Raw genomic sequence first — 14,636 nt, forward strand, 5'->3', positions numbered from 1 at the left:
CTCCCGAAGGGAGAAGGAACAAAACCCCTCTTTTACGATACCCCCGAGGAGAGAAGCTTTTCTTAAAGCCCACAAGCTGCCAAGTTTGTAATGGATCTCTATTGACCTGACCCATCATCAACTGATTTGCCCAGTTAACGGTTAAGGCTTTTATAATAACGGGAACCTTGCCTCTTCAAGCCCAAATGTCATGCTGATTAACCGTTATCTGCGTCAATTTGCCTACCTATGCAGCGGGCTTTGCCTGGTGCATGCCAACGTGCTTGCTCAAGGAAACCCGGCCGACATCGAAGCGACCAACGAATTGCTGCCGCTAAGTTGGGAGGAACTCACCGAACTGGAAGTATCCAGCCTGGCGCGGCAAGAACAAACGGTTAAAGACAGCCCGGCCGCCGCGTTCGTGATTACCTCGGAAGACATCCGCCGCTCCGGCGCCACCAGCCTCCCGGAAGTGCTGCGCATGGTGCCAGGCATGAATGTAGCGAAAATCAATGCTTGGAATTGGGCGGTCAGCGCGCGCGGCTTTAACGATTTATACGCCAACAAACTGCAAGTGATGATAGACGGCCGCAGCATCTACGATCCGTTGATCAGCGGCGTGTATTGGGGCCAGCAAAACCCGTCGCTGCCGGATATAGAGCGCATCGAAGTATTGCGCGGCCCAAGCGGCAGTTTGTGGGGCGCCAATGCCGTGAACGGCACTATCAACATCATCACCCGTTCGGCCCGCGATACCCAGGGTGGCTTGCTCAATGCCGGCGGCGGCACCGAGGAACGCGGTTTCGGCGGGATTCGTTACGGCCAGAAATTGTCGGAATCCACTTTCCTGCGCGGTACGATCAGCACGATGGTGCGCGACGCCAGTATCGATCTGGCCGGCCAGCAAGACACTCACGACACCGGCGATACCGAAACCGCTAATTTCCGCCTGGACAGCCAGCTCAGCGCCCAGGATAAATTGATGCTGGAAGCCAATGTCTCCCGTTACCGGCTGGGCGGTTACTATATCGGCAAAACCTCGACGAACGCGCCGCTGTGGCAAAACGATGATTTCGGCAGGGACGGCGTGACGGGCAGTTTGCAGGGCAATTGGTCTCATCGCACCGACAGCGGCCACGACTGGCGACTGAATATGGCGTTTACCCAAACCGAATGGCAACTGGCGGTGAATCGGATGAGCCGCTCGCATTACGATTTGGACTTTCAACACACCCTGCCGGCCATCATCGACAACCACAAACTGATGTGGGGGGTGAACTATCAAAATATCTCCGATAGTTTCGATAACACGCTGACCCTGGGTTTTGAACCCGAGCAATTAACGCAGCACAATGTCGGGGTATTTTTACAGGATCAAATCGGCTTGACCGACGACCTGACCCTAACACTGGGCAACCGGGTGGAGCATTTCACCTTTACCGGCTGGGAAACCGAGCCCAACGCCCGGCTACTGTGGACACCCAATAAACAGCACAGCCTGTGGGCCGCGGTGTCGCGCGCCGTAGTCTTGCCGAATAGGGCGCAACACAGCATTCGTTTATTCAAACAAATCCCGGATACCAACCGATTTTTCGAAGCCAAAGCCAACCCGGACATGCTCACGGAAAACTTGCTGGCCTACGAATTGGGCTGGCGTTGGCAAGTTTCCACTAGTCTGGATATCGACAGCGCCTTGTTTTACAACATCTATGACCGGATGCAAGGCACTAAATTTACCAGTGTGACCTATAACAACCCAACGTACGGCAACATCAAGCAGGCCACTGTGGCCAATTACCGGCAAGTGGACAGTTACGGCCTGGAGTTGGCGCTCAATTACCGGGTAAACCACGATTGGCGGCTACAAGCCTCTTACAGCGCCAACCAATTCTCGGTCAATTACGATAAAAACCAGCCCTGGTTTCGCGATCCGCTCACCGAAGAACATTTCAATCCGCAACACAATCTCTCACTGCGCTCTTTGTACAACCTGACCAGCGAAATCGAACTGGATGCCTGGGCCCGCTATGTCGATGAAGTGTATATCGATAGACGCAGCATTCCGGCCTATATCTCCTTGGACTTGCGGCTGGGTTGGCATCCGCACAAAAATCTGGAGTTATCGATAAGCGGGCAAAATCTGCTGGATGATCAACATCCTGAATTCAGCGACGTGCTGTACATACCGGTCGCCAGCCAGATTCAACGCGGCTATCTGGCGCAAATCTCCTGGCATTTTTAAGACAGGTTATTGCGCCGATGCGTCTGCACACCCTTTTGCTACTCAGTGTCTGCGTTTGGTTCGCCGGTTTCGCGCGTGCACAGGAAAATAGCCAAAGCCGGGAGTTTCAATTAAAGACTGCCTATCTGTTTCATTTCGCCGAGCTGGCGCAGTGGCCCAGCGCTGCGCCGGTGACGATTTGTTTGCAAGGCCGCAGCCTGTTACGCGCCTACTTGCCGGTTTTGGAAGGCCAGCAAATCAACGGTAACGCGGTTCATGTCAATTTGGCCGACGCCCCCGACATCACCCAATGCAGCATCTTGTTTCTAAGCGACTTGGCCGGCTTAACACCGGTATTAGCCGAGCAAGCCCGCCAGCATCATGTGTTGTTGGTCGGCGACGTGGAAAACTTTGCTAACCACGGGGGTATGGTGCAATTTACGTTGCGCGACAACAGGTTAAAACTGGTGGTAAATTTAGCCGCGGTGAAATCAGCCGATTTAAAGCTGAGTTCGAAATTACTGCGGATGGCCGAAATAATAGAATGACAGCGTCAACAAATCCTCGCATTTCCATCAGCCGCAAGCTGGGTAAAATCCTGCGAGTGATGGTGATGTTAAGCCTGATGGTGGCGACGGTGTCGCTGTCGATTCGGGAATATTCGGCTTTGCAGCAGAACATCGGCCAAAAACTAACCTTGACCGCGAATATGATCGGTCAAAACAGCAGCTTTGCCTTGTTGTTCGACGACAATCAAACCGCCCAGGAAATATTGGATGCGCTGGCCCACGATCCGGACATCATCGCCGGGCAAATCCAAACTCCCAGCGGGGTCACGCTGGTCCGTTACGCAAAACCGGCAAGCAATTGGCACGGCTGGTGGCCGGCCTGGCTGTCGAAAACCCGGCAGATCACGCAGCCGATTTTGCATAAAAATAAACAGATCGTCGGCCACATTACCCTGGTTGCCGACCTGAAACGCGCCTACCACTCCTTGCTGTTCAATACCCTGATTAACACCGGCATTATTTTGATCGCCTTTAGCGTGGTGGCCTTGTATGTGCAGCGCTTGCAACGTTCGTTTTTAGGCCCGCTGTTGAAATTGGCCAATACCGCGCGGCAAATCGAAAAAGACCACGATTACAGCCGGCGCTCGGATTATGCCGGTAACGACGAAATCAGCGATTTGGCCGAAGCCTTTAACAATATGCTGGCGCAAATCCAGGCGCACGAGACCGACTTGGAAAGCCAGGTGCGAAGCCGCACGCAGGAGCTTGAGCTCGCCAAACGGGAGGCGGAATCCGCCAATCAGGCCAAGGGCCAGTTCCTGGCCAATATGAGCCACGAAATTCGCACGCCGATGAACGCGATTGTCGGCTTGGTGGAGCTGTGCCTGAATAGCGAACTGAGCTTTAAACAACGCGAATATCTGAAACGGGTGGAGTCGTCCGCGCAGTCCTTGATGACACTGATCGGCGACATTCTGGATTTCTCCAAAATGGAAGCCGGCAAAATGCAGATGGAGACCATACCCTTTCTGCTGGAAGAGATGCTGGAGCATGTGTTTTCCACCATGCTGCAACTCAGCGCGAACAAGGGGATTCAACTAATCAGGCCGCCAGTCGGCGAGTATCATGCGGTAATCGGCGATCCGCAACGGCTGCGGCAGGTTTTAATCAATCTGATCGGCAATGCCATCAAGTTTACCGAGCACGGCGAGATAACCGTCAGTTTCAACGAAATCAGCCGCGATGCGCACTCGGTGCGTCTGCAATTTGCCATCAGCGACACCGGCATCGGCATCACCGCCGAACAGCAAACCAAATTGTTCCAGGCTTTTAGCCAGGGCGACAGCAGCGTGACCCGCAACTACGGCGGTACCGGCCTGGGCTTGATTATCTCCAAGCAGCTGATCGAACAAATGGGAGGGACGATAGAGGTCAGCAGCGAACCCGGTATCGGTTCCACCTTTACCTTTAATGTGCTGCTGGGCGCCACCGATTTGAATACCATCCGTAATTTCCAAATCCGCCGTCACCGTACCAGCATAGACATCGGTAAATTGGCGCGGCTGCAGGGGCGGCGGGTGTTGCTGGTGGAAGATAATGAAATCAATCGCATCGTCGCCATCGAGCTGTTGGAACAAGCGCAATTAGCGGTGGATATTGCCGAAAACGGCGAACTGGCCTTGGAAAAGTTGCGGCATCACGACTACGACTGTGTGCTGATGGATGTACAAATGCCGGTGATGGACGGCTATCAAGCCACCCGGCTGTTACGGCAAATCCCGGCTTGCCGCGACCTACCCGTCATTGCGATGACCGCCAACGTGATGCACGGCGATCATCAGCACTGTCTGGCCGCCGGCATGAACGACTTCATCGGCAAACCGATTCTGCCGGCCACGCTTTACGAAACCTTATTGAAATGGATTAAACCGGTTGCCGACCAGCCTTTGGACCTGGGATAGCATTAATCAACGCCCTATTTACCCCAAGGCATCACCGGGACCGTCGATACACTGTTGGCCGGCGCACCCTCGATCACTTTGCGGCTGATCGCCAGATAAACCAGGGTGTTGTGTTTGGCATCCCATAAACGGGTAATGTTGGTGGACTTGAAAAACAGCGAGGTGCTTTCCGAAAATACGGTTTCTTCCGTGCTCAGTTTAGCCGGCAATGTGATCGGCCCGGTTTGCCGGCAAGCCAGCGAAAATTCCGACGGATCTTCCGACAGACCCAAGCCGCCGGAAATCCCCCCCGATCTGGCCTGGCTGATATGGCAAATCACGTTAGGGATTTTCGGATCTTCAAACGCATCGACACAGACCTTGTGATTGGCACCGATTAGTTTCCAGGCCGTAGTCACGCAACCCACTTCATCGGCCTGCGCCGCGCCGGCCAGCATGAGCAACAAGCCGCAGCATAAGCGGCCGCTATGTTTTAAGGATATTTTCAGCATAAATTTCTCGCAGACAGTGAGTGGATCGAAAGAGTTAGACTCAGGGTAACAAGCGCCAGTCGCTAAAACAAGCCGCCTGGCCGAGATACCGTTGCGCGCTATCGTAGACATTCCACACCACCGCGCGCTCGATCAAAAAACGCTGGCCGGATTTGGCGATCCGCACCCCGCTGTAGTTGTCGATATAACCCTGGTTGGTCACTTGATTCAGCAAGCGTTCGCGTTCCTCTCGATTCACCGGTTCCGCCGAAAAGCGCGACGGCATGCCGATAAATTCCGGCCAACTTAGCTCGAATAAATCCTGCGCGGTGAGGTTGGCATAATTGAAAACCGGATCGGCGGTGGTGTCGTGAGATAGCAAGGCAAAATCGGCTTCATAGACTTGCCGGCCCAGCGCCATGTTTGCGGACTGTTCCAACAGCGGCTTGCCCAGCAATTGCTGATAGCTTTGGAGCAGCAATTGGATATGGGTTTCGTAAAAATCGTTTTCTTGGCTGGGTACTGGCAAATCGAGCATGGCTATCCGTTACACACCGGGCTGGTAAAGTTCTTTTTTATAAACCGCGCTGATTTGCCGGCCGTCCCACACATAGCAATAATGCGCGCCTTGTTTGACCGGCGCCAGCAAACGCGGTTTAAACACCGCCACGCATTCGCCGCCCGCCGCCCGCACGCTGGAATAGACGATACCATCCGCACCGTCCGCGCGTAACTGCCTGGCCCAGGCCTGCGCGGCGGCGTAATTGCCGGTGTCGGCGTCGTAAATTTCCGGCAATTCGGTTTGCCGGCCGCGAATGTCGTGCAGATCGGCATCCAGATCGGAGGCATAACTGCGCATGTCTATGTCAATCGGCGCCTGTTGGGTCGCGGCCAGAAACCGGCTGCGATGAAAGCGGGTCTCGGCAATCGCGGTATCTATGTCTTTGGCGGCGTAATAGACACCGTAACTGCCGTCGCAAAACCGGCTGCCTTCCGGATTGAGATGGGTGAACGCCGCCATGATAGGCGTAGTCCCCGACCCGGCAATCCGGTCTGCCGAGGCGACCAAGCTAATTTCACCGGCTTCGTCGCGCAGCCTATCGTTAGTCAGCGCTTCGATGGCGAACACCACCTCCAGATCAGCCGGGTCTGCCACCCTATCGAACAAACCCGTCGGCGGAAACCTGCTGGGTACCAAGCGCCAGCAGGGCCGCCAATCTATCCGACTGATTTTCGCTACCACCATTAGGCCCAACCGCACTGCGCATCGAGATATTGGCGCACCACATATAAATCCGCCACCCGCCCGGACAGCATGCGTTGCAACGCGGATTGCCCGGAAAACAGCGCCGCCTGATTGGCTTGATGCAGCCAGCCGTCCGCCGCTTCGGGTTTGGGCAGTAAAATCTGCAAGGCTTTATAAATCCCGAAGATGTAAGACAGCCTTTCCAGTTTATCGGCGTTAAGGCTGGCACTTTCCGGGTTTTTCTTCCATTTAAAATAAGTGCTGCGCGAATCCAACCCCAGTAAAACCATGGCCTGCTCGACATTCAAACCCCAAGCATCGGCAATATTGAAAAAGGTCCGTAATGCCGCACCAGCCACCAGTGCACTGTCGGCCGGTAATGACACTTGAGCGGTAGACAACATAAGTCCTCCAAACAACTTACCTAAACTTTAACTTAAAATAAGTCTATTTATGGACTTTGTCAAAGGGGGTTTGGTTTTATTTTCGGAAAAGGCGTTTGCGTGGGGCGGGCTTTTATTTGGGCAAAACTGAAAATTCGCGGGGTATCTGCGGAACGTTTGGTTAGCGCTTTTTAGGCCATCGATTCGGATTTCGAGCATCATGCACTACAGCCAACACATGTACTAAATCGCCGCGCACCACATAAAACACGCCGAATGGAAAACGCGGGAGGAGTGCGCGGCGAACGCTTGGAATTACCTCGGCATAGAGCAACGGTGCTTGTTCCAGCCTTTTTAGCTGCAGTTCTAAAGCGGCAATAAATTCATCTCCGAGACCGGAACTTTGCGACTCGTACCATTCTTGGGCTTCGCCCGTTTCACGTAAAGCGCGTGCGGAAAACTTTAGGCGGTACGCCATGAGCCATCTTTAAGGCGCGATTTTACTTGATCCCAGGAATAGCCGGACTCCGGATTCCACTCAAACTCAGTCATGCGTCGTTCCAGTTCGGCTTTAAGCTCCGGCGATACTTCCACAGCTTCAGGCACTGCGGCGACGCTGTCCCAAATAAGCTCAACCAGCTGAATGCGTTCCTGCAACGGAAGTTCCAAAATATCGGCAATAGAGATATTGTTCATGGCGGATACTGTATCCATTTTTGGTAAAAATCAAAAGCGACACTTATAAGCGGCCCGACGATTTAAGTTTTTGCACGACTAACTCATCAACTTGATTATTCGGTGTGGCCGGCATTCATAGCGTGGATTGGGGTGACGAAAGCCCGCCTAGGTCCGATTAGCGTTGCATAATCGGACCTGAGGACCTCATAGGCCCACCTTCACATGGCGCAACAAATCGGACACGCCCATGATGTCGAAGCGCTCAGGATGTACCACCCGAAACAGCGAGAGCGTGCAAGCGCCGACCTGCGCCGTGGTCTTTAACGCGGCCAATAGTGCTACAGAGTCGGAGCCAAGGTATTGCATGGACTGGATGCGGTCTGCGTTCTTGTCCATCTTGAGTGTCTGCATAAAGGCCAACTCATTTGGGTGCGCGCCGGAATCGATTGTTCGTTCATACAGAGCTTTCGCCACCGCACCCTCTGCCGCATCTTGGGCAATAGCAAACCTTAGCAGTGCTCCGACTGTGAATTCATCCTTGACCTTCTGTTTCGCAATGGGGTCTTCGCCACGCCGCAACCATGTCTCGCAGGAATCTGGGTGTTTGGACAGATAGAGCCCATAGAGTGCGTTTTCCAAACAGGATCTAAGAAGCGCGTAACCCTCAGGAAGTTGAACGCTCCAACACAGCCGACACGCAGCAAGAAAGTTGGAGTGCGCCCGAACCAAAAAGATACCCGCAAACCAATCCTGGGAGTGATTAAACCCGTCGATTGATTTCCGATACCCAAGATCAACGTCGGACAGACGAGCAACCCACTCCGTGTGATTCGCAAACGTCGCAATTTCGTTGTTACGAGCGGCATCGAAGAATTTCGAAATCTCGTTCACTTCCCAATTTGCTGGTGGCGCCGGAACTGGCATAGCGTCATGAACCCCAACGTAATGCATAAGACATCGTTTGTCTTACAATCCCAGCCATCTGTCGTACAAACCTCATATTAAAACAATTAAATCATTGATTTATAAATTAAAAACTAGGCTTTCCCAAGAAATACAACATTCAGTCAAGGACCTTAAGAACCACCCCAAACTATCACTTTCACGGAAATAAACATTTTGGTTCCTTGTTTTTTGCAAAGATAACCCAAGACCCAAACTAATCAAAGTACATTCCAACGCTCAACCTCTGTCAAATCGGTTTGCCTAGCTGTCCAAGCGCCTCCATACAATTTGAGTTAATCCTGTTCCGATCTCGACTTCCAGGCCGCTCGGGCCACCAGAATCGCCGCCGTTAGAAAACCGACCGTGGTCAGGGTAAAACTGACGCCGGCCTGAATCGGGAAGTGCGGTTCGACCGGTAAAGCGGAGGCCGCCGGCTTGGCCGACAATCCCCTTAGTAAAAACGACAGCGGGTTGAAAAACGCCCCAAAGCAGCAAGCACTCACCATCCAAACCGGCGGCGTGACCGCATACTGCCGAAACAGCAAAAAGAAAATGAACAGAAACTGGGCCATCATCAGGTAATCGATGTGAGCGCGGATAATGTCCGCCCTTTCGACCAAATGGCCGGCCAACGCGCCGTCGGGAAAAAACAGCGTAAAGCCCAATACCCAGGCAATGCTCAAGGCTATCGCCAGGCAAAATATGGCAAACGCCAGTAGGAATACGTTGGTCATCGGTTCGGGTGGAAATGTTTGCTTGCTCATGATTATCCTCAAAGTGATGGGGAGCTTAGCCCCGCTGATTGAATGCCGGTTAAGGCAAACGCCCCAAGCCCGTTGCCAACAACCTGTGCATTGACTAGACTGCCTGGCAAACTGCCGGCGAGCCGGACGCGACAGGAAGCATAAACGATGACCAATACACCACGCTTGTATGAACGTGCTGCGACAATCGACACCCCGTTCGATGCGTTGTGGGACATCAGCGGCGGCCGCACGTTTTTTTGCGGCCCGCTGTTTTACAACGCCAACCACCAACACGGCGCCCCGGTGTTTCTAGCCGGTCTGTATGGGAAATTTCGTTTGAAAGTGGCGGGTAGCGATTGGCTGTCTTGCCGCACTGCGGTGATTCCTGCAGGCGTGTGGCACGAATTGGATGTGGGCGGCGACCCAGTGGCGGTCTTTTACATTGAACCGACCATCGCCGGCACCGAGGCGCTGTTACCTTTAATCCGCGATACCCGCTCGGTGAACGGTGCCTTGGTCGGCAATGGCGGAGAAATCAACTTCATGCGTGAGCTTTACGAAGACCGCTATCAACCAAATTGGACCGCGCAGCCCCTGGCCGATTTGCTGGATTTTTCGAAACGCCGGTCTCAAGCCGACAGGATAGATCCACGCATCAGCCAAATCGTCGAATTTTTATTCGCGCAAGGCGACGACCTAACGTCGGTGATTACGCTGGCCGCGAATGTGGGCCTATCCGCGTCCCGGCTACAACATCTGTTCAGCCAGCAGATCGGCGTGCCGTTTCGCCGTTATCGCAGCTGGAACCGGATGCGGCAGGCGATACAAGAGGTGATCAAGGGCCACAACTTCACGACTGCCGCGCACGCTACCGGGTTTTCCGATTCCTCCCATTTCAGCCATGAATTCCGTAAGACCTTCGGTGCCGCGCCGACGGTGGGCTTGCATAATCTGGCGCGGCGGCAACCTTAGCTTACTTAAACTCCCGCACCAAATCAGCCAAAATCCGCAAGCCTGATTCGGCATCCTCGCTACTGGCGTGGCTGAAATTTAAACGCAACTGACCGCAAGCGTCCACCGCCATCGGTAGAAAGGGTTCGCCGGGCATAAACGCCACGCCGGCTTCGATAGCCTTAGGCAACAGCAGGCGGGTATCGATGCGACGATTCAGCGTCAGCCAGAAAAACAAGCCGCCGGGCGGGGTTTGCCAAACCGCCAAATCCGAAAAGTGCCGACGAAGCGCGGCTTCGAACGCATCGCGGCGCTGGCGGTAATGTTCGGCCAGCGCCACTAATTGCCGGCTGCGCTCAGGATTGTTCAGTTGTTGTAGTACCAGCCATTGGCTAAGGCGATTGCTGTGCAAATCTGCCGCCTGTTTCAAGCGGATCAAAAAAGGCATGAGTTCCTGCGACGCCACCAGGTAACCCAAGCGCAAGCCCGGCGCCAGGCTTTTGGAAAACGAGCCTTGATAAATCCACGGCGCTTGTTGCAACCTGGCGCATACCGGCGTGCGTTCGCAATCGTCGTACACCAGATCACGATAGGGATCGTCTTCGAATAGGGGAATATTGCCGGCATCGCAAGCGGCGGCCAGAGCGGCCCGTTCCCCGGCATCCAGGCAGCGGCCACTGGGATTCTGGAACGTGGGGATCGCATAGGCAAACGCTGGCTTTTCCTGTTGCAACGTATCCAGGTCGGGCGCCCCGGCATCGTAAGCCACGAAGCGGGCGCCGAAAAAGCGGAACACCTGCAAAGCCGCCAGGTAGGTCGGCGCTTCCACGGCCACCGGCGTGCCGGGATCGATGAACAGTTTGGCAACCAGATCGATGCCTTGCTGCGAACCGGACAGGATCAACACTTGTTCAGCCGTGCACTTAACACCCAGGCCTTGCATGTCGGCGGCGATACGCTCGCGCAACTCCGCTTCGCCTTCGCTGGCGCCGTATTGCAACATGTGCTGCGGCATGGCCTCTAGCGTGAATTGCGGGAAGCTGTCCAACGACGGCAATCCGCCGGCAAAGGAAATCATGCCCGGTCTGTCGACAACGGCCAGAATTTCGCGGATTGGTGACGGATGCAGGTCTTGGGTACGGGCGGAAAAGCGGATAGGGTGCTGCGGCGATAATGAGTTCATGGTGGGCATTGATAAATGTCAATAAAGTTGACCTATAGCCATGCTAACGGCTGCCTGCCTATAATGTCAATATGGTTGACCAAATAGCCGCTATCGATAATTCCCCGCTTGATGAAATGCCGACGCCGGAAAGGCGCGAAGCCGCGTTACGTCTGGCGATCGAACAATTTTACTTCGGCTATCGCGCCTTTACCGTACAGCCGGACCGCATCCTGGCCGAGCGCGGGCTTGGGAGAGTGCATCACCGGATCTTGTATTTCGTCGGCCGCAATCCGCGGATTTCCGTGAACGCGCTGCTGGGCATGCTCAGCGTCAGCAAACAAGCTCTGAACGCGCCATTGCGGCAGTTAATGGACATGCAGTTGGTCATGATAGACACGGCCGTGCACGACAAACGGGTACGCGAACTCAGCTTAACGCCGGACGGCGCAGAATTGGAAGCGCAACTGACCGGCACGCAAATGCAACAACTGCAAACGGTATTCGCGCAAGTCGGCGCCGAAGCCGAAGCCGGCTGGCATGAAGTGATGCGCAGCTTGAGTGCACAAGGCTGAAAGCCGACGGAGGCGAAACGACAGTGCGCGAAAAAATCGACGCCATCTACCAAAGCGAATCCCGCCATGTGCTGGCCACCTTGATTCGGCTGCTCGGCGATTTCGATGTGGCCGAGGAAGCGTTGCACGATGCCTTTCGCGCCGCGCTCGAACAATGGCCGCGCGACGGCTTACCGGCCAATCCGCGCGCCTGGTTGGTGTCGGCCGGTCGCTTCAAGGCCATAGACGGCCTGCGCCGGCAAGCCCGCTTCGACGTGCTGGAAGATGCCGATACCTTGGCGGATCCAGCCAGCGAACCCGGCGACACGGATGACGAAGGCCTGGAAGACGACCGCCTGCGGCTGATCTTTACTTGTTGCCACCCAGCATTGTCCCCGGATGCTCAAGTGGCGTTGACGTTGCGCGAGGTCTGCGGCCTGGCCACCGAGGAAATCGCCCGGGCCTTCCTGACGCCGACACCGACGCTGGCGCAACGCATCGTCCGCGCCAAAACCAAGATCCGTGATGCCAAGATTCCCTATCAAGTGCCGGCGCCGGCCGAGCTACCACAACGCTTGGATTCCGTGTTACGGGTAATTTATCTGGTGTTCAATGAAGGTTACTCCGCGTCGTCTGGTGCTGCGTTAACCCGGCACGATTTGTCGGAAGAAGCGATACGCTTGGGGCGTTTGTTGGTCGAGTTGCTGCCGGAACCGGAAGCGCAAGGCTTATTAGCGCTGATGCTGCTGCACGAATCGCGCCGCGCCGCCAGAGCCGGCGCCGACGGCGAACTGATTTTGTTGGACGACCAAGACCGCAGCTTGTGGGACAGCGACCGCATCGCCGAAGGCTCGGCGCTGGTACAACGGGCCTTAGGGTCGCGGCGCTTCGGCCCTTATGCGTTGCAAGCCGCCATCGCTGGGCTGCACGCCAACGCCAGCCACGCCGCCGCCACGGATTGGCCGCAAATCGTCGCACTCTATGACGTCTTGCTACGCATCGAAGCCTCGCCGGTGATCGAATTAAACCGGGCCGTCGCGGTAGCGATGCGCGATGGACCGGCAGCCGGGCTGGGTTTGATCGATGCGCTTTTACAGAATGGCAACCTTACCGATTATCATCTGGCGCACGCGGCACGGGCAGACTTGTACCGACGCTTGGGCAGAATCGACGAAGCCGTCGCGGCTTACCAGCAAGCTCTGGCTTTAGCGCGGCAGGAACCTGAGCGGCGTTTTTTGGCGCGTAGACTGCGGGAAATCCGTGTCGAGTGACAGAAATCGGAAACATGGGCGGTTGATTTTAGTGTGATATTCATTATTTGAGTCACGCAACATACCCGCTTTTGACGCAATAAATGAAAAGATTCGCGCCCCTTGATTTTGATAGAGCAAGTTCGGCCAAAGCCCACCCGACGTAAAAAATAGGTTCCAACCGCCACGAAATTGCGTTGATTGAAGTCAGGCCATTGTAGAGGGCGTCGGCCTGTCGGCCATCAAACCCACATCGGCAATTAAAAGAAGCTGGCCTTCGAAACCTCGATTCCATCGACGCTACTTGCTAACGTTCAACGTAACCGGCGACTGGAGCAGGCAGCACGGAGGGAACCTGCCGGCATGGCCTGCAGGACGTCCGGTTGACGGAAGGGTTAGCACTCATTGGAGACAGAGGTGATAAAAGAGAGCGATGAGTCCGGCAAGAAGGGTAGCGAAGGATGTAGCCCGAACAACCTGAAATACTACCTCCCCGTTTCTAACGCGGTTCCATTCCAACTTTAGTAGCGTTTGGGATGCTTCAACGAACTCGTGATTGAGTTTGCTAAAGTCTTCTTGACTTGGGACGCCGTTGTTCGAAAAGAATCTTTCATACTCCTTCAATAGCGCCAAAATCTTCTTTGACTGATCTTCCTTTGGATTTAGCCGAAGTCGAATTTTCGTGATTGACTCGTTTACCTTCTGATAGCTCTCGCTGATGGCGTCCCATTTTTCATCGGTGGTTTCTCTTCCCCAAATGCGATGGCGATGTATTTCCATCGAGTGGGATATATACGTGGAAAGCTCTAGGCGAAGGGCATCAATCCATTGTTGCCGGAATTCCGATGTCTTGTTTTCTTTGCTAATGATTAGGCTAACCAACGAAATTGCACCCGCCACCGTAGCGGCAATCATTGGCCCGAGTGATGCGTCTGGAATGGTCATTTGTGAGCGCTAACGCCTAGCTCACCCGACGAAAACCGCGAAGCGGTTTTTTGGTCGGGTGGAGCGACAAATTATGGTTTTTGTTCAATAAACTGCTCATAGCATTCTGTGCAAATCCAATTGTCTTTTTGGCTTCTATAACCGACGCCATGGTCTGTGTCTTTACTGTCGTACAGCTTCCACCAGCATATTTGGCAGTGGTCGTGATCCCAGTTTTTCTTACCTGACCATACTTCCTTCTGCCATCCTTCGCCTTTAGCCCAATCAACAGGTTCTTTTATATCTGATTTCTTCCAGCTATCCCCGTGGATAGTAACGAACTCTTCATCCAAGTTTTTATTGACCATAACTAGTTATTAGATAGGCCTGTATATCTACCGAAAAATGATCTTCGACACGATAATTTATTGATCTGCATGTGCTCTTTCTGTATATCATTCATGACCAGTAACGGCCAGACTGTTGCCATTTAATCAGATCGAGAGACAGTCCGCAACGGGACGGCAGCAGTTATGCAGAGCACCTGAAAACAGTCATTCCGGAACTTTGGCTTTCAAAACTCCAGTGTCCAGGCCTTGTAGGTTTCATACCAACACAGTTGCGTAGTTAGTCTGCCATTCGAGCTCTACGAACCAA

The 14,636-nt window shown here is 54.2% G+C and carries 17 protein-coding genes; 6 read left to right on the forward strand and 11 right to left on the reverse strand.

Annotation, left to right across the window (positions count from 1 at the left end; all coding sequences use genetic code 11):
* Positions 1–190 precede the first annotated feature (190 nt).
* The 3 genes from DDY07_RS18860 to DDY07_RS18870 are packed head-to-tail and all read left to right on the forward strand — an operon-like array spanning position 191 to position 4,670.
* Positions 191–2,221: a TonB-dependent siderophore receptor gene (locus DDY07_RS18860; protein ID WP_171696999.1), complete on the forward strand. Its 2,031-nt coding sequence runs from the start codon at positions 191–193 to the stop codon at positions 2,219–2,221.
* Positions 2,222–2,238: 17 nt separating this feature from the next.
* Positions 2,239–2,748, forward strand: a complete 510-nt coding sequence (locus tag DDY07_RS18865; RefSeq protein WP_171697000.1) for a YfiR family protein — start codon at positions 2,239–2,241, stop codon at positions 2,746–2,748.
* A complete protein-coding gene (locus tag DDY07_RS18870) occupies positions 2,745–4,670 on the forward strand; it encodes an ATP-binding protein (protein ID WP_171697001.1) in 1,926 nt (641 codons plus the stop codon). The genes DDY07_RS18865 and DDY07_RS18870 overlap by 4 nt, the downstream gene beginning before the upstream one ends.
* Positions 4,671–4,684: 14 nt before the next feature.
* Here the strand turns inward: DDY07_RS18870 and DDY07_RS18875 are convergent, their stop codons facing one another.
* The 8 genes from DDY07_RS18875 to DDY07_RS18910 form a co-directional block, all read right to left on the reverse strand.
* A complete protein-coding gene (locus tag DDY07_RS18875) occupies positions 4,685–5,161 on the reverse strand; it encodes a CreA family protein (RefSeq protein WP_033156979.1) in 477 nt (158 codons plus the stop codon).
* 40 nt (positions 5,162–5,201) lie between these two features.
* Positions 5,202–5,678, reverse strand: a complete 477-nt coding sequence (locus DDY07_RS18880) for an MEKHLA domain-containing protein (protein ID WP_171697002.1) — start codon at positions 5,676–5,678, stop codon at positions 5,202–5,204.
* Between the two features lie 9 nt (positions 5,679–5,687).
* Positions 5,688–6,386, reverse strand: a complete 699-nt coding sequence (locus DDY07_RS18885) for an RES family NAD+ phosphorylase (protein ID WP_171697003.1) — start codon at positions 6,384–6,386, stop codon at positions 5,688–5,690.
* On the reverse strand, positions 6,386–6,790 hold the full coding sequence (locus tag DDY07_RS18890; RefSeq protein ID WP_171697004.1) for an MbcA/ParS/Xre antitoxin family protein: 405 nt from the start codon (positions 6,788–6,790) through the stop codon (positions 6,386–6,388). The genes DDY07_RS18885 and DDY07_RS18890 overlap by 1 nt, the downstream gene beginning before the upstream one ends.
* Positions 6,791–6,950: 160 nt before the next feature.
* Complete coding sequence (locus DDY07_RS18895; protein WP_171697005.1) at positions 6,951–7,247, reverse strand: type II toxin-antitoxin system RelE/ParE family toxin; 297 nt, start codon at positions 7,245–7,247, stop codon at positions 6,951–6,953.
* A complete protein-coding gene (locus DDY07_RS18900; RefSeq protein ID WP_171697006.1) occupies positions 7,232–7,465 on the reverse strand; it encodes an addiction module protein in 234 nt (77 codons plus the stop codon). Before DDY07_RS18900 ends, DDY07_RS18895 begins: the two co-directional genes overlap by 16 nt.
* A 186-nt stretch (positions 7,466–7,651) precedes the next feature.
* Positions 7,652–8,338: a hypothetical protein gene (locus tag DDY07_RS18905; RefSeq protein ID WP_171697007.1), complete on the reverse strand. Its 687-nt coding sequence runs from the start codon at positions 8,336–8,338 to the stop codon at positions 7,652–7,654.
* Between the two features lie 347 nt (positions 8,339–8,685).
* A complete protein-coding gene (locus DDY07_RS18910; protein WP_171697008.1) occupies positions 8,686–9,156 on the reverse strand; it encodes a hypothetical protein in 471 nt (156 codons plus the stop codon).
* 147 nt (positions 9,157–9,303) lie between these two features.
* On the opposite strand from DDY07_RS18910, the gene DDY07_RS18915 reads away from it, so the two are divergent.
* Complete coding sequence (locus tag DDY07_RS18915; protein WP_171697009.1) at positions 9,304–10,110, forward strand: AraC family transcriptional regulator; 807 nt, start codon at positions 9,304–9,306, stop codon at positions 10,108–10,110.
* 1 nt (position 10,111) lies between these two features.
* On the opposite strand, the gene DDY07_RS18920 is transcribed toward DDY07_RS18915, so the two are convergent.
* On the reverse strand, positions 10,112–11,272 hold the full coding sequence (locus tag DDY07_RS18920) for a PLP-dependent aminotransferase family protein (RefSeq protein ID WP_171697010.1): 1,161 nt from the start codon (positions 11,270–11,272) through the stop codon (positions 10,112–10,114).
* Between the two features lie 71 nt (positions 11,273–11,343).
* Here DDY07_RS18920 and DDY07_RS18925 point away from each other — a divergent pair, with 71 nt between their 5' ends.
* A complete protein-coding gene (locus DDY07_RS18925; protein ID WP_216614779.1) occupies positions 11,344–11,826 on the forward strand; it encodes a MarR family winged helix-turn-helix transcriptional regulator in 483 nt (160 codons plus the stop codon).
* Between the two features lie 23 nt (positions 11,827–11,849).
* Complete coding sequence (locus DDY07_RS18930; RefSeq protein WP_171697011.1) at positions 11,850–13,076, forward strand: RNA polymerase sigma factor; 1,227 nt, start codon at positions 11,850–11,852, stop codon at positions 13,074–13,076.
* A 381-nt stretch (positions 13,077–13,457) separates the two neighbouring features.
* On the opposite strand, the gene DDY07_RS18935 is transcribed toward DDY07_RS18930, so the two are convergent.
* Entirely contained in the window at positions 13,458–14,000 is a 543-nt protein-coding gene (locus DDY07_RS18935; protein WP_171697012.1) for a hypothetical protein, read from the reverse strand.
* A gap of 71 nt (positions 14,001–14,071) precedes the next feature.
* Positions 14,072–14,347 (reverse strand): hypothetical protein, encoded by a 276-nt coding sequence (locus DDY07_RS18940; RefSeq protein ID WP_171697013.1) that lies wholly within the window; start codon positions 14,345–14,347, stop codon positions 14,072–14,074.
* Between the last annotated feature and the right edge of the window lie 289 nt (positions 14,348–14,636).

The sequence above is a fragment of the Methylomonas sp. ZR1 genome (genome assembly GCF_013141865.1).
In the GTDB taxonomy this organism is placed as follows: domain Bacteria; phylum Pseudomonadota; class Gammaproteobacteria; order Methylococcales; family Methylomonadaceae; genus Methylomonas.